Annotated in this window: 16 protein-coding genes, 1 pseudogene and 1 riboswitch; of the genes and pseudogenes, 12 read left to right on the top strand and 5 right to left on the bottom strand. The window is 63.2% G+C overall.

What is annotated here, in order from left to right; all coding sequences use genetic code 11:
* Positions 1-95 precede the first annotated feature (95 nt).
* From DRB87_RS15855 to DRB87_RS15840, 4 genes are all read right to left on the bottom strand, one after another.
* Positions 96-674, bottom strand: coding sequence for an alpha/beta fold hydrolase (locus DRB87_RS15855; protein WP_370364001.1), 579 nt, complete (start codon positions 672-674; stop codon positions 96-98).
* 149 nt (positions 675-823) lie between these two features.
* A complete protein-coding gene (locus tag DRB87_RS15850; protein WP_130026589.1) occupies positions 824-2,395 on the bottom strand; it encodes a benzoate-CoA ligase family protein in 1,572 nt (523 codons plus the stop codon).
* Positions 2,396-2,531: 136 nt separating this feature from the next.
* Positions 2,532-4,118, bottom strand: coding sequence for a 3,4-dehydroadipyl-CoA semialdehyde dehydrogenase (locus DRB87_RS15845; RefSeq protein WP_130026588.1), 1,587 nt, complete (start codon positions 4,116-4,118; stop codon positions 2,532-2,534).
* 36 nt (positions 4,119-4,154) lie between these two features.
* Positions 4,155-4,625 carry a DUF4863 family protein gene (locus DRB87_RS15840; RefSeq protein WP_130026587.1) on the bottom strand — a complete coding sequence of 157 codons (471 nt, stop codon included), beginning with the start codon at positions 4,623-4,625 and terminating at the stop codon, positions 4,155-4,157.
* 160 nt (positions 4,626-4,785) lie between these two features.
* On the opposite strand from DRB87_RS15840, the gene DRB87_RS15835 reads away from it, so the two are divergent.
* The 11 genes and pseudogenes from DRB87_RS15835 (at position 4,786) to DRB87_RS15790 (ending at position 19,110) form a co-directional block, all read left to right on the top strand.
* Positions 4,786-5,700 (top strand): helix-turn-helix transcriptional regulator, encoded by a 915-nt coding sequence (locus DRB87_RS15835; RefSeq protein ID WP_017234256.1) that lies wholly within the window; start codon positions 4,786-4,788, stop codon positions 5,698-5,700.
* A gap of 112 nt (positions 5,701-5,812) precedes the next feature.
* Complete coding sequence (gene boxC / locus DRB87_RS15830) at positions 5,813-7,468, top strand: 2,3-epoxybenzoyl-CoA dihydrolase (protein ID WP_130026586.1); 1,656 nt, start codon at positions 5,813-5,815, stop codon at positions 7,466-7,468.
* Between the two features lie 99 nt (positions 7,469-7,567).
* A complete protein-coding gene (gene boxB / locus DRB87_RS15825; protein ID WP_130026585.1) occupies positions 7,568-8,995 on the top strand; it encodes a benzoyl-CoA 2,3-epoxidase subunit BoxB in 1,428 nt (475 codons plus the stop codon).
* Between the two features lie 47 nt (positions 8,996-9,042).
* Positions 9,043-10,298: pseudogene (boxA, locus tag DRB87_RS15820) on the top strand (benzoyl-CoA 2,3-epoxidase subunit BoxA).
* Positions 10,299-10,543: 245 nt separating this feature from the next.
* Complete coding sequence (locus tag DRB87_RS15815; protein ID WP_130026584.1) at positions 10,544-11,125, top strand: DJ-1/PfpI family protein; 582 nt, start codon at positions 10,544-10,546, stop codon at positions 11,123-11,125.
* Between the two features lie 305 nt (positions 11,126-11,430).
* On the top strand, positions 11,431-12,780 hold the full coding sequence (locus DRB87_RS15810) for a hypothetical protein (protein ID WP_130026583.1): 1,350 nt from the start codon (positions 11,431-11,433) through the stop codon (positions 12,778-12,780).
* Positions 12,781-12,915: 135 nt separating this feature from the next.
* A riboswitch (ZMP/ZTP riboswitch) is annotated at positions 12,916-13,023 on the top strand.
* Between the two features lie 98 nt (positions 13,024-13,121).
* Positions 13,122-14,369, top strand: coding sequence for a serine hydroxymethyltransferase (gene glyA / locus DRB87_RS15805; protein ID WP_130026582.1), 1,248 nt, complete (start codon positions 13,122-13,124; stop codon positions 14,367-14,369).
* An 18-nt stretch (positions 14,370-14,387) separates the two neighbouring features.
* Entirely contained in the window at positions 14,388-14,870 is a 483-nt protein-coding gene (nrdR, locus tag DRB87_RS15800; protein ID WP_130026581.1) for a transcriptional regulator NrdR, read from the top strand.
* 459 nt (positions 14,871-15,329) lie between these two features.
* Positions 15,330-15,743: a hypothetical protein gene (locus DRB87_RS15795; protein WP_130026580.1), complete on the top strand. Its 414-nt coding sequence runs from the start codon at positions 15,330-15,332 to the stop codon at positions 15,741-15,743.
* Positions 15,740-18,151: a hypothetical protein gene (locus tag DRB87_RS23695; protein ID WP_240756018.1), complete on the top strand. Its 2,412-nt coding sequence runs from the start codon at positions 15,740-15,742 to the stop codon at positions 18,149-18,151. Before DRB87_RS15795 ends, DRB87_RS23695 begins: the two co-directional genes overlap by 4 nt.
* Entirely contained in the window at positions 18,079-19,110 is a 1,032-nt protein-coding gene (locus DRB87_RS15790) for an autotransporter outer membrane beta-barrel domain-containing protein (RefSeq protein ID WP_370363999.1), read from the top strand. The genes DRB87_RS23695 and DRB87_RS15790 overlap by 73 nt, the downstream gene beginning before the upstream one ends.
* Before the next feature lie 636 nt (positions 19,111-19,746).
* Here DRB87_RS15790 and DRB87_RS23095 read toward each other — a convergent pair.
* A complete protein-coding gene (locus DRB87_RS23095) occupies positions 19,747-20,154 on the bottom strand; it encodes a hypothetical protein (protein WP_165385340.1) in 408 nt (135 codons plus the stop codon).
* Here DRB87_RS23095 and DRB87_RS15785 point away from each other — a divergent pair.
* On the top strand, positions 20,134-23,409 hold the full coding sequence (locus DRB87_RS15785) for an autotransporter outer membrane beta-barrel domain-containing protein (protein ID WP_165385339.1): 3,276 nt from the start codon (positions 20,134-20,136) through the stop codon (positions 23,407-23,409). The two genes, DRB87_RS23095 and DRB87_RS15785, sit on opposite strands and share 21 nt — an antisense overlap.
* Positions 23,410-23,834: the final 425 nt, after the last annotated feature.

Below are 23,834 nucleotides of genomic sequence, written 5' to 3'. Positions count from 1 at the left end.
CGCCGCGTGATGGCGGCCAATGAACGCGATGATGGCCTCGGCCAGTGGCTGGGGCGCGTCGCGGTGCGGTGAGTGTCCGCATGCCGGCAGCTTCACTACGCTCGCGTGCGGCACATGCGTGGCAATGCTGTCCATCTGCGCCATCGTGCCGTACTCGTCGTCCTCGCCCTGGATCGCGAGCAGCGGCTTCGAGATACTCGCCACCGCGCCGACCAGATTCCACTCGCGAAACGCCGGGTCCAGCCAGATATCGTTCCAACCCCAAAACGCCGAATCGACGTCGTCGTGATAGCGGCCAAGTTTCGCGCGCAGGTCGGTCGTCTCGTACACCGTCTTCGTCTTCGCGATGCTCTGCACCGAAAGATCTTCGACGAACAGATGGGGGCGAGCACGACCGCACCGGCGAGCCGGTCGGGGAATGCTGCGCTGAACAGCAGCGAGATCGAGCCGCCGTCGCTATGGCCGACAAGCCACACGTGCGCGGCCTGCTCGGGGCCGACGCCCACTGCATCGAGAAACGCGGGCAACACTTCCCGCGCCTGACGGTGCATGAAGTCGACCGGCCATTTCTCGCCGGGCTCACGCGGGGTGGAGCGGCCATAGCCGTTGCGCGAATAGACGAGCCCGCGAAAGCCGCCCGCGTCGCACAACTGCTGCGGCCAGTCTTTCCACATCGCAACAGAGCCCAGCCCCTCGTGCAGGAAGACCAGCAGCGGCGCATCGGCAAGCTCACGGTTGATCCATCGGTATTCCAGCGAGAGCGGGCCGTGCGAGGCCGTCTCGATCCGGGCGAACTGTACGTCCGACATCGTCTTGTCGTCTCCTAAAGCAACTCGCGCAGCTTGAAGCGCTGCACCTTGCCCGTCGCCGTCTTCGGCAGATCGTCGACGAACACCAATTCGCGCGGGTATTTGTGCGGGGCGAGGCGCGCCTTGACGAAGGCCTTCAACTCGGTGGCCATCTCGTCGGTGGCTGCGATGCCGGGCTTGAGCACGACAAAGGCCTGTGTCTTGGTCAGGCCGCCATCGTCGCGTCCCACGACGCCTGCCTCCAGCACCGCGTCATGCTGCATCAGCACCATCTCGACTTCGATGGGCGAGACGTACTGGCCGCTGACCTTGAGCATATCGTCACTGCGCCCGGCATAGACGTAATACCCATTGGGCAGACGCCGGTACTTGTCGCCGCTCTTGAGCCAGTCGCCGAGGAACGTCGCGCGCGTCTTGTCGCGATTGCACCAATACATGAGCGCTGCGCTCGGGCCTTTGATGTACAGATCGCCGATCTCGCCGTCGGGCACGGGATGACCGTCCTCGTCGCGCAATGCCACGGCGTAGCCCGGCACCGGTTCGCCCGTCGTCCCGTAGGCGACCTGGCCGGCGCGATTCGACAGGAAGATGTGCAACATTTCGGTCGAGCCGATGCCGTCGAGAATCTCCGCCCCGAAATGCGCCGTGAACCGCTCGCCGATCTCGCGCGGCAACGCCTCGCCCGCCGACGTGCACAGCCGCAGCGCCACGTCTTCACGGGCTGGCAGGTGGGGTGAAGCGAGAAGATTGGCGTAGAGCGTCGGCACGCCGTAGAAGATCGTCGGGCGATGCTCGCGAAGCCGTTGTGCCACGGCTTGCGCGGTGGGTCGCTCGGCCATCAGCACGACGCTCGCGCCGACCGAGAGCGGAAACGTCAATGCGTTACCCAACCCGTAAGCGAAGAAGAGCTTCGCCGCGGAGAAGGCGATGTCGTCTTCGCGAATGCCGAGCACGTGGCGGCCATAGGTTTCGGCTGTCCAGTACAGGTTGGCGTGCGTGTGCACGGTGCCCTTGGGCTTGCCGGTCGAACCCGACGAATATAGCCAGAAGGCGATGTCGTCACCGTCGGTATCGGCGGGCAGTGCACTCGGGGGGCCGTCGATGAGGGCGTTGAAGGTCGGCAGGGCACGTGCGTTGCCCGCCTCGGTCGCGATCGGTTGCGAGACAATGCACGGCGGCGGCGCCGCGCCCTCGCCCACCTTGTCGAGCGCGGCCTGTACGGTCGGCAGGAGCGCGCCGGACGCAATCACGAGCTGCGCCTTGCTGTGCGAGATCATGTAGGCGTAATCGTCGGCCGTGAGCAAGGTGTTGACGACGACGGGGACCACACCGGCGTACAGGGCGCCGAGAAAGGCGACCGGCAGGTCGATGGTGTCGAGCATGATGAGCAGAATGCGCTCTTCACGATGAATCCCCGCGCGCGCGAGTCCGGTCGCGAAACGTCGGCTTTGCTCGGCCAGCTCGCCGTAGGTGAGCGCGCGCGTGTCGTCGAGATAAGCAGTCTTGGCAGCGCGCCCGCGGTTGAGCGCCTCCAGATGCGCGGCGAAGTTGAAGTTCGCCGGCGGTGGGGTGAGTACGGCTTCCATGGTGTCTCCGGTGGATCACCGCACGGCGCACGCGTTGGACGCGTGCACGCGCGGCGTGAGGACTTGTCGGCGCTCTGGCGGCGCCTGAATGAATCACCTTGACTGCGACGGTTTGCGACAGCCGCTGAAGAACAGATTACGCCTTCGGGAGTTCGACAGCATCCTGCGTGATCGCTTCGATCAGCGCGGCGGGCCCCTGTACGGCCGAGCGCACGTGATAGAAGCGCAACGCGCGCAAACCGCCCAGTTCTTCGCCACCGCCGGCGCGGCCCGGGCCGCCATGCAGCGATTGCGGCATGACGTTGCCGTGGCCTGTCTGTGTCTTCACGACCGATGGGTCGACCGCATGCACACGGCCGTGTGCGTCGGCCAGCGCAAGCGCGGGGGCGCGCATCGCCACGGCGTCGTTGCTGTATAGCGAGACGACGAGGGAGCCCTGCCCACGCTTGGCCAGCGCGAGCGCTTCGTCGAGATCGCGATAGCCGACGAGCGTCGCGACGGGGCCGAAGACTTCGGTGTCGTGCACGCGCTGCCCGCGCGCGCCATCGCGCAGGCCGAGCAGCACGGGGGCCACGCACGCGCTGTCGGCACCGGCGTCGACGAAAGTGGTCTCGCGATTGCCGTCATAGAGGGTTTCGGCTTCCGCCTGCAAATGGGCGATGCCGTCGAGCACGGCGCGTTTCTGCGCCAGACTCACGAGCGAGCCCATCGTGACGGCCTCGTTGCGTGGATTGCCGACGACCGTCTTGGCCAGACGCTCGGCCATGGCGGCCGCCGCGGCATCGAAGTGCGCGACGGGAACCATCGCGCGCCGAATGGCCGTGCATTTCTGGCCGGCCTTGACGGTCATCTCGCGCGCCACCTCGCGCACGAACTGGTCGAACGCGGCGGTGCCGGGCGTCGCGTCGGGCAGCAGCACGGCGCTGTTCAGGCTATCGGCCTCCACGTTGATGCGCGCCGAGCGTTCGGTAAACGCCGGATGCGCGCGCAGCGTGGCGGCGGTGTCGGCCGAGCCGGTGAAGGAGACCACGTCGAACGGGCCGATCCGGTCGAGCAGACCGGCGGCGCTGCCGCAGATCACCGACAGGCTGCCCGGCGGCAGCAGACCGGCGGCGACCACATCGGCCACCATGCGCTGCGTGAGCCAGGCGGTCGAGGTCGCCGGTTTGACGATGACCGGCACGCCCGAGAGCAACGCGCCAGCGGCCTTCTCCCAAAGTCCCCAGGCGGGAAAGTTGAACGCGTTGATGAACAGCGCCACGCCCGGTGTCGGACGGAACACATGACGCACGGCAAACGACCCATCCTTGGCCAACGGCGCCGCCGCGCCGTCGAGCAGCGTGTGCGCGTCGCCCAGCGTTGCGCCGAGCTTGGCATACGTCGACAGGGTGTAAATGGCGCCATCGATGTCGACGGCGGAGTCGGTGGCGACCGTTCCCGAATTGGCGGTGGCGATGGCGTAGTAGTCGTCGCGGTTCGCCTGCAGCGTGGCAACGATCTGCGCGAGGCGCTGCGCACGCTCGCCGTACGACAAGGCGCGCAGCGCCGGGCCGGCGACGTCTCGCGCAAAGGTGAACGCGGCGTCGAGATCCAGTCCGGCGCTCGATACGAAGGCGAGGATCTCGCCCGTCACGGGATCGGTGAGCGCGGTGGGCGCGCCGCCGCCGGCCACCCATTGGCCAGCGACGTAATTTTCCAGCAAGGCAGGGGATGGCATGAGCATGAACCGAGGGATATCAGGGACGGGGCGGGCGCCGGATCAGGCGCTGCGCGTGAATTCGATGGCGCCGCCGGGCAACAGGTACAGCACCAGGGCGCGCCCGCTGGCCACCGTCGGTCGATGTGCCGTGCCGGGACCGTAGACGCACCAGCCCGCGGGGTGTCCGTCGAACGTTGCGCCGGGAGTGAGCGGCATGATCAGATCGATTTCGCCGTTCGGATGCACGTGGTGCGGCCCGGCCAGATCGGCCATGTCCACCACGTCGACGGAAAAGCCGTGCGTGTCGGGAGTGGGCTTGATGACGCGTCCGTAACGAATGCCGCCGCCTTCGCGGTTGCACAGCCAGCCTTCGGCAACGCCGGTGCGGCAGGCGTCGGCCAGCGCTTCATAGCCTGCGGAGCCGGCGCCGTAATGCGCATTGAGCCAGTCGGCGAGCAGGGCGTCGAGGACGCGGCCATCGAGTTGCCGCGTCAGGTCGGCGATCAGCGCCTGGAATTGGGGCACATCCATCCATGTCTCCTGGGGACGTCGATACGACGCCGATCAATGGCGAGACTCGGGATGTCCGGTCCGCGTTTGCTTTTTTATCGGCGCATGGTGAAAATTAGAGCATGCAATTTTGTCTGTCAAGCAATATATTACATGTTACCTGCATTGAGGATCTTGTCTGATGAATAAGAGTGCGCAAGCCGATGGGGTGCCGACGGCGCGAGGCGCCGGTGAGAAAGACCCGTTTCTGGTCGCGCTGGGTGAGCGGGTGCGCACGCTGCGCGCCCGGCGTGGCTTGACGCGCAAGGCGCTTGCGCTGGACGCCGGTGTTTCCGAGCGCCACGTGGCCAATCTGGAGTCGGGTGTCGGTAACGCGTCTGTGCTGTTCCTGCGTCAGCTCGCACAGGCACTAAATTGCACGTTGGCTGAAATCGTGGGCGACGAGACGACGTCGTCAGCGGAATGGTTGCTCATTCGGGAAATTCTGCACGGGCGCGACGGCGAGGCGCTCACGCGTGCGCGTCAGGCGCTCAGCGAGCTGTTTGCCGGGAGCGAGCGCGACCCGGACCGACGTGGCCGCATCGCGCTGATCGGGTTGCGGGGCGCGGGCAAGTCGACGCTGGGCCGCATGCTCGCCGACGACATGCACGTGCCGTTCGTCGAACTCAATCGCGTGATCGAACAACTGGCGGGGTGCCCGCCGTCGGAGATCTACTCGCTTTATGGTGCGAGCGCCTATCGCCGCTATGAATTGCGTGCACTCGAGGCGGTCGTGGCCGAGCACCCGCGTGCCGTGATCGCCTCGCCGGGCGGTATCGTGAGCGACGCGGCGACCTTCAACTTCCTGCTCACTCACTGCTATACGGTATGGCTGCAGGCGTCGCCCGAAGAGCATATGAAGCGGGTGGTGGCGCAGGGCGATCTGCGTCCGATGTCGGGCAACGCGGAAGCGATGGACGACCTCAAGCGTATTCTGGCCGGCCGCCAAGACTTTTATGCCAAGGCGGATATGAGCTTCGACACCGGCGGGCGGGTGCTGGCCGACGCCTATTTGCAGCTGCGTGGACGCCTCGCCGTGCAATTGTCGTCAGATTGACCATCATTGGAATGCAAAATAATTCATTTTTATTTGGTAAATTAGTTGACGGAGGAATTGTGCTGCACTATATTGCAATCCAACAAGATCATTATTCGTGTTGGAGGCAATCATGTTCGGCAAACCCCACGTCGACTATCGTACGGATCCCACGCAGTACAAGCACTGGAAACTGAGCTTCGAAGGCCCGGTGGCGACGCTCGCCATCGATATCTCGGAAGACGGCGGCATTCGCGAAGGCTACAAACTCAAGCTCAATTCGTACGATCTCGGCGTGGACATCGAACTGCACGATGCCGTTCAGCGCATCCGCTTCGAGCACCCGGAAGTGAAGACGGTGGTCGTCACGAGCGCCAAGGACCGCGTGTTCTGCTCCGGTGCGAATATCTTCATGCTCGGCCTGTCCACGCATGCGTGGAAGGTCAACTTCTGCAAGTTCACCAACGAAACGCGTAACGGTCTGGAGGATTCCAGCCGCCATTCCGGGCTGAAGTTCCTCGCGGCCGTAAATGGCGCGTGTGCGGGCGGCGGCTACGAGCTGGCGCTGGCCTGTGACGAGATCTATCTGGTCGACGACCGTTCGTCGTCGGTCTCGCTGCCGGAAGTGCCGCTGCTGGGCGTGCTGCCGGGCACCGGCGGCCTGACTCGCCTGACCGACAAGCGTCACGTGCGCAACGACCGCGCCGACATCTTCTGCACCGTCGTCGAGGGCATTCGCGGTGAGCGTGCCAAGCAATGGCGGCTGGTCGACGAGGTGGTCAAGCCCGCGCAATTCGCACAAACGGTGTCGGCGCGTGCGCTGGAACTGGCGCAAGGCAGCGACCGTCCGGGCGGCAAGGGCGTGACGCTCACGCGCCTGGAGCGCACCGACGAGCCGGACGCGATCCGCTACGAATTCGTCGACGTGGAAATCGACCGCGCCAACCGCACCGCCAGCCTCACCGTGAAGGCGCCGAAGTCCGCGCCGCCGGCCGACATCGCCGGTATCGAGGCCGCCGGCGTGAACTGGTGGCCGCTGAAAATGGCACGCGAACTCGACGACGCCATCCTCAATCTGCGCACGAACGAACTCGATATCGGCACGTGGCTGCTGCGCACCGAGGGCGAGGCGAAACACGTGCTGGCGGCCGATGCATCGCTGCTGGCCCATCAGGATCACTGGTTGGTGCGCGAGACCATCGGCATGCTGCGCCGCACGTTTGCGCGTATCGACGTGTCCTCACGCTCGCTCTTCGCGCTGATCGAACCGGATTCGTGCTTCACCGGCACGCTGGCCGAATTCGCCTTCGCGGCCGACCGCACGTATATGGCGGCGCTGCCCGCCAGCGAGGAAGACGAACCGGCGATCACGCTCACCGAAGTCAACTTCGGCCTGTTGCCGATGGTCACCGATCAATCGCGTCTGGCACGGCGTTTCTATGAAGACGCGGCGGAACTCGACGCCGTGCGCGCCACGATCGGCCGCCAGGTGCGCCCCGATGAGGCGGAACGTCTCGGATTGGTCACGGCCGCGGTCGACGATCTCGACTGGCCGGACGAAATCCGCATCGCGATCGAAGAGCGAGCGGCCATGTCGCCCGACGCGCTCACCGGCCTGGAGGCGAACCTGCGCTTCAACGGGAAGGAGACGATGAACACCCGCATCTTCGGCCGTCTGTCGGCGTGGCAGAACTGGATCTTCATTCGTCCGAACGCCGTGGGCGAGAAGGGCGCGCTCAAGGTCTACGGCAAGGGCAACAAGGCGCAGTTCGATCCGAACCGCGTCTGACGAATGGGCTGCAACGCCGCCGGTGACGAACGCCGGGCGGCGGCAGGACCGAACAAGTCGTTTTACACAGAATACGTACGAGACACGAGGATTCCCACGATGGCTTCGATCAACTACAGCGAGAAGATCCCCAACAACGTCAACCTGTCGGATGACCGCACGCTGCAACGTGCGCTTGAACAGTGGCAGCCGAATTTCCTGTCCTGGTGGGGCGACATGGGGCCGGAAGGCTCCCACGGCTTCGACGTCTATCTGCGCACCGCCGTGAGCGTGGACCCGGGCGGCTGGGCGCACTTCGATCACGTGAAAATGCCGGACTATCGCTGGGGCATCTTCCTCACGCCGGGCGACGCCGATCGCAAGATCCACTTCGGCGAGCACAAGGGCGAAGCCGCGTGGCAGGACGTGCCGGGCGAACACCGCGCGAACCTGCGCCGCATCATCGTCACGCAGGGTGACACGGAACCCGCATCGGTCGAGCAACAGCGTCACCTCGGGCTGACGGCACCGTCGATGTACGACTTGCGCAACCTGTTCCAGGTGAACGTGGAAGAAGGCCGCCATCTGTGGGCGATGGTCTACCTGCTGCATCGCTACTTCGGCCGCGACGGCCGTGAAGAAGCCGAAGCGCTGCTCGGCCGCCGCTCGGGCGACGAAGACAATCCGCGAATTCTCGGTGCGTTCAACGAGAAGACGCCGGACTGGCTGGCGTTCTACATGTTCACGTACTTCACCGATCGTGACGGCAAGTTCCAGCTGTCGGCACTGGCCGAGTCGGGTTTCGATCCGCTCGCGCGCACCACCAGGTTCATGCTGACCGAAGAGGCGCACCATATGTTCGTGGGCGAGTCCGGTGTTTCGCGCGTGATCGCTCGCACGGCGCAAGTGATGAACGAACTGAAGACCGATGACGTGGCGAAGCTGCGGGCAGCGGGCGTGATCGATCTGCCGACGATCCAGCGCTACGTCAACTTCCATTACTCCGTGACGATCGACCTGTTCGGTGCGGATCAGTCGTCGAACGCGGCCATCTTCTATAGCTCGGGCTTGAAGGGCCGTTATGAAGAGGGCAAGCGCGACGACGACCATCAACTCAACGGCCAGATGTACCGGCTGCTGGACGTGGACAACGGCAAGCTCGTGGAGCGCGAGGTGCCGATGCTCAACGCGATGAACGAAGTCCTGCGCGACGATTACATCAAGGACTCGGTCGCGGGTGTGAATCGCTGGAACAAGGTGCTGGAGAAGGCCGGTATCGACTTCCGCCTGAGCGTGCCGCACAAGGCGTTCAATCGTCAGATCGGCACATTCGCGGGCGTGCGTGTGTCGCCGGACGGCCGTGTGGTGAGCGAGGCCGAATGGGCCGCGCATGAGCGTGAGTGGCTGCCGTCGGCGGAAGATCGCGCGTATGTGGCGTCGCTCATGGGCCGCGTGACCGAGCCGGGCAAGTTTGCCAACTGGATCGCGCCGCCCCCGCTCGGCATCAACCGCCAGCCGATCGACTTCGAGTACGTGCGTTTCAACTAAGGCCAACGAGAGCCCAGGCGCGAGCCATCCGACAAGGAGACAGCATCATGAACGGCCCCGTTCCGGTCGAAGTTCTGAAGCAGCATCTGATCGATCCGGAGATCTGCATTCGCTGCAACACCTGCGAGGAGACGTGTCCGGTCGACGCGATCACGCACGACGAGAACAACTACGTTGTGCGCGCGGACACGTGCAATGGGTGCATGGCGTGTATCTCGCCGTGCCCGACGGGGGCCATCGACAACTGGCGCGATGTGCTCAAGGCCGACGCGTATGCCGTTGACGACCAGCTCACGTGGGACGAGTTGCCCGTGCAGGACGATGCGCTCGCCGGTCAGGGCACGATCGGCGAGGCGGCGACGGGCGTGGCTGGCGGTGCGTCGGCCGACGTCCCCGAGCCCGTCATCGCCGGCTCGGATTTCGTACGCGGCTCGGTCGTGCCGCCGTGGTCCGCCGCCAAGCCCTATGTCAATCTGTACAACCACAAGGCGCCGGTACAGGCGACCGTGGTCGGCAACTATCGTCTGACCGACGCCAGCACCGAGAGCGACATCCACCACATCGTGCTCGATTTCGGCAAGCAGCCGTTCCCGGTGCTCGAAGGACAGTCGATCGGCATCATTGCGCCGGGCACGTCGAGCGACGGGCGGGCGCACCATGCGCGGCAGTACTCGATTGCATCGCCGCGCGACGGCGAGCGTCCGGGGTACAACAACCTGGCGCTCACGGTCAAACGCGTGACGAAGGATCACCATGAGCAGGCGGTCGGCGGGGTGTGCTCGAACTACCTGTGCGATCTGAAGAAGGGCGACGTGGTGAACGTGATGGGCCCGTTCGGCAGCACGTTCCTGATGCCGAACCACGCCGATTCGCACCTGCTGATGATCTGCACCGGCACGGGGGCGGCCCCGATGCGGGCGATGACCGAGTATCGCCGCCGTCGCCGTCTGAAGGGCGCGACCGGCAAGCTCATGCTGTTCTTCGGCGCGCGCACGCAGGGCGAGCTGCCCTACTTCGGCCCTTGCTCAACTTGCCGAAGGATTTCATCGACACGAATCTGGCCTTCTCGCGTACACCAGGACAGGCCAAGCGCTACGTGCAGGACGCCATGCGCGAGCGCGCGGCCGATGTGGCGGCGCTGCTGCGTCATGACCATACCTACATTTATGTGTGCGGGCTCAAGGGCATGGAGGACGGCGTGCTGCAAGTGCTGCAGACCATCGCGGGCGACGCCGGGCTCGACTGGCAGGCCCTCTGGCAACGGATGAAGACGGAGGGGCGCCTGCATCTCGAAACCTACTGACGACTGACGATATCGGCGCGCGCCATGCCGGACAGACCGTGTGGCGCGCGCCTCGGCTTGACCGACGGCGTATTGCGCCGGCTTGACACCGCGTGCTTCGGCACGCGGTTTTTTTTCGTCTGTCCGTCTGTCGGTCGTTTGCGGAGGGGGATCGGGGTGCCGACGCTTGTCCCGGCGACGTCATCGGAATTGAGTAACATGGAGGGGCGGTTCCCCTTCCATTTTTTCTCTGAACGGAGAGTCATATGGGCAAGAAGCGGATTCTGGTGCTGGCAGGCGACTATGTCGAAGACTACGAGTTGATGGTGCCGGTGCAGGCACTCATGGCCGTGGGGCACCGGGTGGAAGTCGTCTGCCCGGGCAAGAAGGCGGGCGACAAGGTGCGCACGGCGATTCACGACTTCGAAGGCGATCAGACGTACAGCGAGAAGCGTGGTCACGACTTCACGCTCAATGCGACATTCGACGGACTGTCTCCCGCCGACTTCGACGCACTGGTGATTCCCGGTGGCCGCGCGCCGGAGTATCTGCGTCTGAATGACGAGGTCGTCGCGATCGTCAGACATTTTGCCGAGAGCGACAAGCCGATTGCCGCGATCTGTCACGGCGCGCAGCTGCTGGCAGCGGCCGGTGTGATCGAAGGGCGCGAGTGTTCGGCGTATCCGGCCTGTGCGCCGGAGGTGCGGCTGGCCGGCGGGAAGTACATGGAGATCGGGATTGACGAGGCGCATACCGACGGCAAGTGGGTGACCGCACCCGCGTGGCCTGCGCATCCGGCGTGGATCGCGCAGTTCCTCGCCGTGCTGGGAACGAAGATCGAGCTTTGACGTCCGCTTGCGCCGGCGCACGCGCGTTCGAGGCGGGCGCGCGTGGGCGCATGCCGGTGCGCGTCGATGCGTGTTGGCGCATGTCGGTGTGCGCGTGCATTACGGTCCCGTACTGCGGGTCGTTTTGCGTGCATGGGCGACGTCGGTATGTGTGTCATCCATCACGCGCGGCGGATTTGTCCGAACTTGCCTCGTTTTCGAAAGCTTGACGTCCGGTGGCGCAGCAAGATCGGCCGATCTCAACCGGGTCGGTCGACAGGCGCTGCGCGCGCCGGAGCCCCGCCATACGACGAAGGAGAGTCGTGATGGACGTCAACGCTTATCGCTTCAGGGGCCATGCCGCAGGCTCCGCTGCCAGTCCCACGGCCGCCAGGCCGACGCGGGCCGAATTGTTACCGGAAGCCGGACCGCTCGGAACGTTCGGGGCGGTCACCGGACATGACGGTAGCGGCGCACCGCTGCCGCCCATCGGACCTTACGATTTTTCTGCCGCGCGGCGTGTGCACGACGCCCTTTCGGCCGCAGGCCCCGGCACCGCCGTCCGACTGTCGTTCGACGCGGACGCGCAAGCGCCGCAGTACGTGGTGACGGCGTTCCCGAGCCCCGGGCATGCCACCCGGACGTGGCTTGCCTCACGCCTGTTCGGCGCGTTAGGCCTGGCGACACCGACGGCCATGTTGGTGCGGGGATGCTCGCTGGCGTTCGATGGAACCCAGGCGCCCGAACGGATCTACCTGGCGACGACGTATCTTCCCGTGTACCGGCCCCTCGGTGAATGGCTGGAGGGGGAGGCCGCATGGCGCGCGATCGAGGGGGCCGACGGCGCACAACTCTTGCAGCGTGCGCGTGGCTGTGACGGGGCGGTGGGGACACGTGCCCGCGATGGCGCGCTCGAAGGTGGGCGGCAAATGGCGCAAGTGCTTGCGCAGTCCGGCGGTGCGCCGATCGACGCGTTGGCCGGCGCGGCGGCACAGTCCTATGCCGAAGCCGCGCGCCGGCGCCACGAAATGCGCGGCGTGCTCTGTGGTTGCCTCCCCGACGTCTATCAGTGCGCATTGGCGCGTCAGTACGTCGCCGCGCTGTGGCTAGGCAACCGGGACCTTTGCCGCGACGTCATGGAAAACGTCGGCGTCTGGCGGGACCAGAACGACTTGCCCTATATGATGACGGTCGATTTCCGGACCTGCCTCGATGCCGGCTTTCAGGGCACGCTTGTCGATTTGACGCCGTTTCGCGGCGGCGAGCCCTTCACGGCGTTTATCCGGCGGCTGACCGGGGTGTCGCAAGCCGCCGACAGCAAGACCGTGCTCGACGAACTGAAGAACCCGACCGGCGCGCGGGCACTGGCGGCCGAGATGGCCTTCCGCCTCGGGCGAATCTCGGCGGACGACATCGTGCCTTGGGTGGACGTGGCACACGACGTGGTCTGCGCCGCGTCTCGCGCTGCCGAGGCGGCCGAAGCGACCCCTGCGGCCGAAGCGCGAGGCGGATTCGTGAACCAACTGCTGGACCGACGCGACCGTCTCGTGACATTGCTGGGCGGTGCATGGGCCGCCCAGGCATGGACGCAGCTGTACCCGACGCGCGCCCGGGCCATCGAGGCCCATCAGGCGCCGTTCTTGCTTCCGGCCGCCACCGCCCGCGATCGTCCATGAACGCACCGGATCGGGCCGTCCGGCTGTCTGTCAGGCCGGCGCGAGGTGCGGCACTAAATTGGTGCATAAACGTCAATCGAGGCGTGTTTCCGCTGGTTGCCTAACGTCGCAAGCTCGCATAAACTATCGACGCCACAAACCCCGCGTGACTGGCGATTAGGGTGCACAGCCTTGTGTGCCCGAGGTGGAGCAACCCACCGGGAAGCGCCGGGGTCTTATTTGCCGTTCGCCTGGGCAGCCGTGATGGTTGGTGCTGCCCTGTCTATCGTCTTCCGAAGCACAAAGGAAGATGCGCTGCGCCATCCCCTCCCGGAAAATCTGTTCAATTCAACGGAAACGCCATGTTCGACAAATCGAAATCCACCGTTGCCTCCGTCGATCCCGACGTTTGGGCCGCGATTCAGAAAGAAAATCAGCGTCAGGAAGACCACATCGAGCTGATCGCATCGGAAAACTACACCAGCCCGGCCGTGATGGAAGCGCAGGGCTCGCAACTGACCAACAAGTATGCGGAAGGTTATCCGGGCAAGCGCTACTACGGTGGTTGCGAGTATGTCGACATCGTGGAACAACTGGCCATCGACCGCGTGAAGGCACTGTTCGGCGCCGAGGCCGCGAACGTGCAGCCGAACTCCGGCTCGCAGGCTAATCAGGGCGTGTACTTCGCCATGCTCAAGCCAGGCGACACGATCATGGGCATGAGCCTGGCGCACGGGGGCCACCTCACGCACGGCTCGCCGGTCAACATGTCGGGCAAGTGGTTCAACGTGGTGAGCTACGGCCTGAATGAGAATGAAGACATCGATTACGACGCTGCCGAGAAGCTCGCGCAGCAACACAAGCCGAAGCTGATCGTGGCGGGCGCCTCGGCGTTCGCCTTGAAGATCGACTTCGAGCGTATGTCGCAGATCGCCAAGTCGGTCGGCGCGTACTTCATGGTCGACATGGCGCACTATGCCGGTCTGATCGCCGCTGGTGTGTACCCGAACCCGGTGCCGCATGCCGACTTCGTGACGACGACCACGCACAAGAGCCTGCGCGGCCCGCGCGGCGGCGTGATCCTGATGAAGGCCGAGTTCGAGAAGCCGATCAACTCGGCCATCTTCCCGGGCATCCAGGGCGGCCCGCTCATGCACGTGATCGCCGGCAAGGCCGTCGCGTTTAAGGAAGCCGCATCGCCGGAATTCAAGGCGTACCAGGAACAAGTCGCGAAGAACGCTCGCGTGATGGCCGAGACGCTGGTCAAGCGCGGCCTGCGCATCGTGTCGGGCCGTACCGAATCGCACGTGATGCTGGTTGACCTGCGCGCCAAGAACATCACCGGCAAGGCGGCGGAAGCGGCGTTGGGCGAAGCCCACATCACCGTCAACAAGAACGCGATCCCGAACGATCCGGAAAAGCCGTTCGTGACGAGCGGTGTGCGCCTGGGCTCGCCGGCCATGACGACGCGCGGTTTCAAGGAAGCCGAGGCGGAACTCGTCGGCAACCTGATCGCCGACGTGCTGGACAATCCGGAAGACGCCGACAACCTGGCCCGTGTGCGTGCACAAGTGGCCGAGTTGACGAAGCGTTTCCCGGTCTACGGCTAAGCCCCGGACGCCGCGCGCATGCGCTGCCCGTTCTGCCGTCACGACGACACGCAAGTCATCGACTCGCGTGAAGCGGAAGACGGCGCCGCCATCCGGCGGCGCCGGAAATGCCCGTCGTGCGACAAGCGTTTCACCACGTACGAGCGTGTCGAGCTAGCGATGCCGGCGGTCGTCAAGAAAGACGGCAGCCGCGCCGAGTACGACCGCGCGAAGGTGCGCGCCAGCATGCAGTTGGCGATTCGCAAGCGCCCCGTGAGTGCCGAAGCGATGGATGCCGCGATTGCGCGCATCGAATACAAGCTGCTGGCCGGTGCGGAGCGCGAGGTGATGAGTCAGCGTATCGGCGAGCTGGTGATGCGCGAGTTGAAGCGGCTCGACAAGATCGCGTACATCCGCTTTGCGTCGGTGTATCGCAGCTTCGAGGACATTGCGGAGTTCCGCGACGTGCTCGAGGAAATTGACAGCACCGATATCAAGCCCAAGCGCAAGCCGGTGGCCTGAGTCGACGACGATGCAAGCGCGTGTAAGGCGCGTCTGAGCGCGCGCAGGAGGCGATAAGGCCTGTCTGCTGCAAAGAGGGACGGAAAACCCGTCGTGCCCGAAAGGGCACGGCGGGTTTTTTTATGCCTTTCTCTCTGAGGCACGCGACGGCGAAACACCTGGATGGGGCGATGGCCTAAATGCGTTGTGAGTGCCGCTATTTACGGTGTTTTGCGATGATTTCTTCGCGTGAATTGCGCTCGTTAATTCGCGCTATTCGAGTGATTTTAAATTAGGATTCTGATTGATATCTGTGATTTCTCCCAAAATCATTAAAAGTGATTTGTCGTAGGAAAAAGTACCAAATCAATCGGTATTGAATGAGATTTTGAAAGATCGTCTCCTAGAATCGCTCCCTTCCATTGACGACCCCTATGCCGCTCTCGAAGAGACCGTGGCCAATGTCGTCGATGCTTTTGAATGAAACCAAGGGAGTATCAGATGCTAGGAAAGTCTCAAACGGTTGGCGCGTTGCGCCAAACCAAGATTTGCATGGCGGTGGCTGCGATGGTGGCGGCCACGGCGTTCCCGAGCGTTGCCACGGCGGAAGTCGAAACGGCTGATGTCATCGTTCAGCGGGACAAGGCGCATATTGCCAAGGCCCTGGCGTCGCAACTCGAGACGATGACGGCGATGAATGACGCGAAGAACCTCACGTACGTTCAGGCGAAAACATGGCTCTCAAGCGCCACGATTGTTCAGAATATTCTGAAGATCGAAGATCCGGAAAAGCGAAATGAGGAACTGAAGGGGATCGCTTCGAGAGTTGATGAGATGCTCGAGTCGGCGAAAGTCGGGGAAGAGGGGACCCCCCGACGCATGTCGATTGGATGAGCGTCGAGGATCTGAAGAAAATAAAGGAAGGTGCGAACGCCATTGCGCAGGCAAGTGAAGAGGAGCGCGCCAATGAAATCGAGAAGCTGTCGAATTTCTTGTCTCGTGACGTCGGACTCAAGGCCATCGAGGCCGATGCTCTCGCGCATTGGAAGGAAATGGACAGCGTCCAGGAGAATCTGAAGACGCTGAATGAAGCGGATGGCCAATCTTTGCACGAACTCGTCAACCGATTCGAACTGAAGGCTGAGATGGCGGGCGGAACGGCCAAGGAAATCGGTTCGTGGGCATCGGATAACTTGAGCGGCAAGTTCTCCGATATCCAGAAAGCGAACGGCGGCAGCCGTATCAACGAGAAAACCATTCTTGAAATCACGCAGCATTCTGGCGCGGCATCGAATCCGGTCACCGGAACGGCGGATCGCGAGCGAGATATCGGTACGTTGCGTCTGTTGGAAGGGGCTGATCACCGCTTGGACATCAAGGACGGTCAACTGAATATCCTTCAGGGAATTGAGGGCAAGGGGAAGCTGAGCATTGCTGTCGGTACCAGCGGCTTTCTGACGTTTGAGGAAGGCGGTCAAGGTGTTCACGGTGACGCCGACGGCGTCGAGATCACGGCCGGGCGCGATGCCGATGAATCTGTCACACCGGTCCTAAGCCAGGGTGATGCGCATGCAGGTGCGCAAAGTATCGACGTTGACGTTCGTGAGGGCGATAGCCTCACGGTTGAAGAAGATTCGGGTGAGAGCAAATTAGAAGAAGGGGGGCGTGTCAACTTTGACGCCGGTACCAGCGCGGGAAATGCGCGCATTTCGATTCGTGACGGGGGCACCCTCGGGTTTGACGGGTCCGACGCCGGTAACAGCAGCATCTCGATTTCGCAAGGCGGTGACGTAGGCTTTTCTGACGCTGGCGCCAAGCAATCATCGATCGTCAATTCCGGGGTGCTCGCATTTGCCTCGTCATCGGGCGGAGATGCCAAAATCACGAATGAAGGCGACGGCAAGTTGTCGTTTTCGCGCTCGACCCTCGACCGCTTGCATCTGAAGAACAGTGGCCTTGCGGAAATTGATGCGACGTCCGGCGGCGAAGCGACCATCGTCAACGAGGCCATGGGGGAGTTGGAATTCGACGGGGCATCGCTCGAAAAGCTCAAGCTCGACAATCAGGGCGTAGCGGTCATCTCCGAAGCTTTCGGCGGAGAAGCGACCGTTCACAATCGTGCTGTGGGACGGATGGCGATCATCGACACCGCCCTCGAAAGCATTCGTTTGTCAAACGAGGGTTGGGTTGGCTTGGCTGGCGAGACCACTGCGGACAACGCGGTCGTCAAGATGAGCGGGGGCATGCTGGATGTCTCGCTCGTCGGGGATATTGCGCACGAATCCGTCGCGGCGGAGACCGGCACCCAAAAGGCCATCACGATTGGTTCGCTTTCAGGCACCGGCGATGTCATCACCGGGGCGACGGAAGTGACGCTGGGCTCGGCCAACCAGGACGACGAATTCGGCGGCCGTTTCATGAAGACGATCGCTATCGTTGAGCCTCAGGTCGAGGACGAAGCGACGACGGCAACGACCGGGTCGGTTGCGCAGCGCACGCCGTCGGTCGCGCAGACGACCCAAGGCGTTCAACTGACCAAGATCGGCACCGGCAATCTCACCTTGGCCGGCGACCAAAGCGGCGTCGATCGTCTGAGCATTCAAGGCGGTACGTTGACGGCAGCGCATGCTAATGCGCTGGGCTCGGGCACCGTGAGCGTTGCCAGTGCCGGTACGATTGCGCTGGCAGCGGACGTCAGCGGTGTGACCGATCTCACGAATGCCGGTACGCTCGATCTCGGTACGAACAAGCTGGCCGTGCGCAAGTACGCGTCGAGCGAAGGTGCGAAGATCAACTCGCGTGTGGCCAAGCTCGGCGACGACTTGGCGTTCGGCGCGATTCAAGTCTCGGAGAACAGTGATTTCCGCACGACCAAGATCAAGGTCACCGTCGAAGACGGCATTGAAGTCAACGACTTGCTCAAGCAGGAAGTCACGGTCGTGGACGCGCAGGGCGATGCCGAAGTGCAGATCGGTGAAGTCGATTTCGGCAGCATCTCCACTGGCGTTGAGACCGGCGACGGTACCGATGGCGGTACTGACGGTGGCACCGATGGCGCTACAGACGGAGGCACTGGCGGCCAGGTGATCATTACCGAGACCAGCGCGGTCAACTTCCTGGGGCAGACAGCGGTTACACGGCCAACGAGCAGGCTCTGCTGGCGTCGGTCGATGGCGTGGCGCTGGGCGATCTGGCCTCGGGCAAGATCGGCGGCAAGGTACTTTCGGCCATGGCGCTGCAAACGGCGGGTTCGGACGAGCAACGTCGCTCGGCGCGTCTGCTCTCGGGCGAATCGCTGGTGAACAACGCCACGGCCGCTCAAGGTTCGGCCACGTCGTTCCAGCGCGGCATGCAAACGCGCATGATCGCGGGCGGCTCGATGTTCGACGATGCGACAGCCAACGGTGCGATGGCGTCGGACAACGGCATTGCCGGTTGGGCCTCGTTCAAGGGCGGCAACGCCAGCCAGCGCGGCGACGGCATGTCGTTCGACGTGAAGGGCCTGGACGGTGCGATCGGTATCGACAAGCGCGTGGGTCAGAACACGCTGGTAGGCGCTTCGGTGGGCCTGGGCAACCAGGAGTCAAAGGCCAAGGGCATGCCGGGCGAGTCGAAGGTCAACAGCGTGAGCGTGGGTCTGTACGGTTCGCACCTGGCGGCGACGAACTGGTTCGTCAACGGCGGTGTGTCGTACACGAATCACAGCGTGAAGACGGATCGCACGGTGGCGGCGCGTAACGCGTCGGCGCGCCTGACGGGCAAGACGAGCGGTCAGACGTTCGGCATGTTCGGTGAAGTGGGTAAGCGCTTTGGGGTGTCGAGCGTGAACATCGATCCGTCGGTGGGCGTGCGTGTGGCGTCGACGCGTCTGAATGCGTTCGATGAGACGAACCGTGATGGGCAAGGTACTGACGGCCTGAAGGTGGGTTCGCAGTCGCAGACGTCGACGCGCGGTGTGGTGGGCGTGCGTCTGTGGAGCGAAGTGGCGAGCATTGCGGGCGGCAAGGTGGCCCCGTCGCTGCGCCTGTCGTACGAGCACGAGTTCGGCAACACGCAGAGCAGCCTGACGAATGCGATCTACGGTGCGCCGAGCCAGTTCACGGTGAAGGGTCCGAAGCTGGGCCGCGATATCTTCACGGCGGACCTGGGCGTGGACATGCAGATCAAGAAGCAACTGGAAGTGCGCGTGGGCGGTAACGTCAGTGTGCGCAAGGGCGAAAGCGCGCTGGGAGGCGGTATCTCGGCGAAGTATCGCTTCTAAGCCGGAGTGTTGATGCCGCACGGGCAGAGGATCGCTGTGTGACGTCTGCACGAAATTGACGAAACCCGTCGTGCCTGAAAGGGCGCGGCGGGTTTTTTTTACTTTTCGGGCGTGATGAACGCATCCAGTGCGCATCAGGTCACCGGAATGCGGCGGGAATCGCATGACGCCGGACAGTAATTTGCCGCTGGGAATTGGCGCACTTTCCTCAGATGCCCGTTGTTTGCGGGTCTCAGTTTTCGAGTGATTGGGAGATTGCTGGCGAGATGTCGGCAATTATTGGGATATTCGCGCTGGTTTATTTTTTTAATTTAAATATTTATCCCAATTTAATCTTTGATGAATGTCTTGGGTTAAGTATCAAAACGCAATGCTTTTGAATCGATTTCGATAGTCCGGCTTTTAGACTTCGTGAGCCTTGACGCAGGTCGTCGTGCCGTGTCTGGAGCGTGATGGAGCGATTCGTCACTTTTCACGAATTAATTAATGGATTACCGAATGCAAAAGAACCATCCGAAGTCGAGCGCTCTGCGTCAGACGAAGATTTGCATGGCCGTCGCGGCCGTGGTCACTGCAGCGGCGCTGCCCGGGTATGCGGTGGCGGAGGCTGTTGATCCGATTCAAGATCAGAGAAATTCACGACTGGCTGCACTCCAAGTTTATGACGGTCCCATTAAAAAGGCCGGCATTGCCGAAGCTCGCGCCGTTCTCGAATTGGAACATGCTGAGACATTCGCCGCATTGGCGACGACGGTGAATACGGCCCTGGTCGCTGGAGGCAATGAGGGGACGGCTCAGCAGCGATTTGACGCCCTTCAGGAAGTGCTCCCCCTGATTCAAACCGCACTGGATAACGTGCGAGAGAACGAGTCGCTCGGTCGACTCGGCGCCGAGGATGGCGCACATCACGATCGCCTCATCTCCCTTCAGAAAGCGGCGAAGGCTGTCACGGTCACCAACATCGCGGACAATTCCAGCGGTGAGCCGCGCGACAAATTGAATGGTCTCGTTGCGAAGAATGAAGTGGACAGCACTGTTGCCCAAGCGCAAGCCAAGGCCGCTACCGCACAGCAGAGTCACGCGCTCCTGAAGCGCAAGGTCGACGCTTGGACCGCCGTCGGGAACGAGGCTGATGTGAAGCGACTGGCCGTTACGTCGCTGCTCGATGCCAATGCCGCCGGCGCCATCGTAGACGGCGCCAGCGTGCTGACGTGGTCCGACAAGAATCTCAAGGCTTTCGACGTCGAGACCGCCGTATCGGCGACGGATGCGCACGATCGACTTGCCAAGGCTTCCCGTCTTGAAATCGGCAGCTTCTCGGGTGACGCGTCCAACGCGCTCCATGGTGCTGAAAGCACCACACGCGCAATCGGCACGATTCACGCGCTCGACGATGCCAAGCACAACGTGAACGTCGCTGGTGGCACGTTGAACGTTCATCATGGCATCGAAGGCCAAGGCGCGCTGACGATGACGGTCGGTGCAGGCGGTACGCTGAACTTCGTGGCCCAGGCAGTCGGCGCCAAGGGCGGCATCGCGGGCCAGAACGTCGTGCTTTCCGCCGGTAACGTCACCGGTGGTGGCGCGGCCGATGGCGATCAAGGCGCGATTGCGTTTGAACGCGGCATGAGCGCGGGCGAAGCGACGATCGGTCTTCACAGCGGCGGCAAATTGGCCTTCAATCAAGGCGCCGATGCCGGGCACAGCAAGATCGCCGTTGGCGGAGCGGTGACGTCGGAGCAGGTCGCGGATCGGAACAAGGCGCGACTGGTGGACAATGCCGATTTGAAGGCGCTTCCCGTGCTTACCGCAGGCATCGCCGCCACACTCGCGTTCGATCAGTCGTCCGCAGGCAATGCCGAAATCGCCAACCAAGGCGTGCTGACCTTTGCCGCGTCGGATCTGAGCGCGGTGAAGCTGACCAACGAAGCGGCTGGCACCGTCGCCATCACCGGCAAGCGGGTAAATGTTGTCGACAAAGACGGCAAACCGGTACTCGACGACGAGGAAAAGCCGACGCAGCGGATGCTGAATTCGCTCGGCGGCACGGCCGAAGTCACCAACCGCGGCACGCTGAGCGCCACAAACATGGCGTTGCAGGGCATGACGCTGAATAACGAGGGCGGTACCGCCACGATGTCGGCGTCGGAAGGCGGTAACGCAATGGTTGCCAACGCCAGCGACGCGACGCTGCGCTTCGTCGACACACAGCTCGAGGAAATGCGCCTGACGAACTCGGGCCGTACCACGCTATCCGGCAGCACCACGGCCGGTCAAGCCAAGATCGACATGGCTGGCGGCGTCCTGGACATTTCGGAAATTTCTGCCGTCGCGGACGTGCAGGCGCTCCATATCGGTTCGCTGTCCGGTAAGGGCGGTGCGATCCACACCGGCGACACGACGCTTGTGCTCGGCGCATTGAACGACGATGCGCACTTCGCCGGCACGATTTCGCAACGTGCGCCGATCGTCGCAGGCGACGACGGCGATGAAGCGGCGGGGGATAGCAACGCATCATCGGATGCTGACGTGCAAGCGTTGGATGTCGCGCTGGAACCGTCGGATTCGCAGCGCATGGCGCTGGACGCCACCCCTGCCGCACTTGGCTCGGACGTGGTCAAGATGGGCACGGGCAATCTGACGCTCGCGGGTGATCAGAGCGGTGTATCGAGCTTGAGCGTGAACGCAGGCACGGTGACGGCGGCGCATGCCAACGCCTTGGGTGCCGGCACCCTGAGCATTGCGAAGACCGGTACCGTTGCCCTGAGCACCGACGTCAGCGGCGTGACCCACGTGAAGAACGCGGGTGCACTGCATCTCGACACCAACAAGCTGACGGTGCAAACGTATAGCTCGGAAGCGGGCGCGAAGATCAAGTCGCGCGTCGAGAAGGTCGAGGGTGAGATCGTTGGTGGCCAGATTCACGTCACGCAAATCGGTGACTTCAGCAATACGAAACTCGACGTTGCGGTGGCCGATGACATTGAAGTCAGCGATCTCCTGGGCAACTTCCAGGTGGTGACGTCCGAAGAGAATGCCGCAGTGCTCGGCGGGGAAGTGACCGTGGGTAGTATCACTGGCGGCAAGCAACCGGACCCGACCATCGAACCGGGTGTCGAGACGAAGATCACGGAACAGAACCTCGTCAAGTTCCTGGCAGCCGACGGCGGTTACTCGGCCAACGAGCAAGCCGTCCTGGCATCGGTCGATGGCGTGGCGCTGGGCGATCTGGCCTCGGGCAAGATCGGCGGCAAGGTGCTTTCGGCTATGGCGCTGCAAACGGCCGGCTCGGACGAGCAACGTCGCTCGGCGCGTCTGCTCTCGGGCGAATCGCTGGTGAACAACGCCACGGCCGCTCAAGGTTCGGCCACGTCGTTCCAGCGCGGCATGCAAACGCGCATGATCGCGGGCGGCTCGATGTTCGACGATGCGACAGCCAACGGTGCGATGGCGTCGGACAACGGCATTGCCGGTTGGGCCTCGTTCAAGGGCGGCAACGCCAGCCAGCGCGGCGACGGCATGTCGTTCGACGTGAAGGGCCTGGACGGTGCGATCGGTATCGACAAGCGCGTGGGTCAGAACACGCTGGTAGGCGCTTCGGTGGGCCTGGGCAACCAGGAGTCAAAGGCCAAGGGCATGCCGGGCGAGTCGAAGGTCAACAGCGTGAGCGTGGGTCTGTACGGTTCGCACCTGGCGGCGACGAACTGGTTCGTCAACGGCGGTGTGTCGTACACGAATCACAGCGTGAAGACGGATCGCACGGTGGCGGCGCGTAACGCGTCGGCGCGCCTGACGGGCAAGACGAGCGGTCAGACGTTCGGCATGTTCGGTGAAGTGGGTAAGCGCTTTGGGGTGTCGAGCGTGAACATCGATCCGTCGGTGGGCGTGCGTGTGGCGTCGACGCGTCTGAATGCGTTCGATGAGACGAACCGCGACGGCCAGGGTAACGACGGCCTGAAGGTGGGTTCGCAGTCGCAGACGTCGACGCGCGGTGTGGTGGGCGTGCGTCTGTGGAGCGAAGTGGCGAGCATCGCGGGCGGCAAGGTGGCCCCGTCGCTGCGCCTGTCGTACGAGCACGAGTTCGGCAACACGCAGAGCAGCCTGACGAATGCGATCTACGGTGCGCCGAGCCAGTTCACGGTGAAGGGTCCGAAGCTGGGCCGCGATATCTTCACGGCGGACCTGGGCGTGGACATGCAGATCAAGAAGCAACTGGAAGTGCGCTTGGGCGGTAACGTCAGCGTACGCAAGGGCGAAAGCGCGCTGGGTGGCGGTATCTCGGCGAAGTATCGCTTCTAAGGGCGTGAGCAGGACGCTTTCCTCGCAAGGGGAAAGCATGGATCACTTCCCAAAGTGATCTGCATGGCGCACGGAATCGTCATGATCGGTGCGCCTAAGGCTTCATGCCATTGGGTCGAGACCCCCGTTACTTATCGGTAACGGGGGTCTTGTTATTGGGCGACGCCTTCTGAAAGCGGAGATAAAACCGTTAAAAAAGTGCGCCGATTGGTGGGCCGATTGATGCGCCGATCATTCGCTTCCGTGTGGGTCGATCCGGCGAATTCCATGCGCACTTCGCGCTGCCGGTGACCTCCTGTTGCTTCCCATGTTGTGAGGGATAAAGGCTCGGAATGTATCGAAATGTTGGCGGATTATTGGTATTGAAATGGTGTCGGTAGGGATTTTCACTATGATTTTCGTGGGATATGTCCCAAGGCTGGGGT

Source organism: Pandoraea sp. XY-2 (genome assembly GCF_004193915.1).
Classification (GTDB): domain Bacteria; phylum Pseudomonadota; class Gammaproteobacteria; order Burkholderiales; family Burkholderiaceae; genus Pandoraea; species Pandoraea cepalis.
This window is presented reverse-complemented; position numbering and strand designations above follow the sequence as displayed.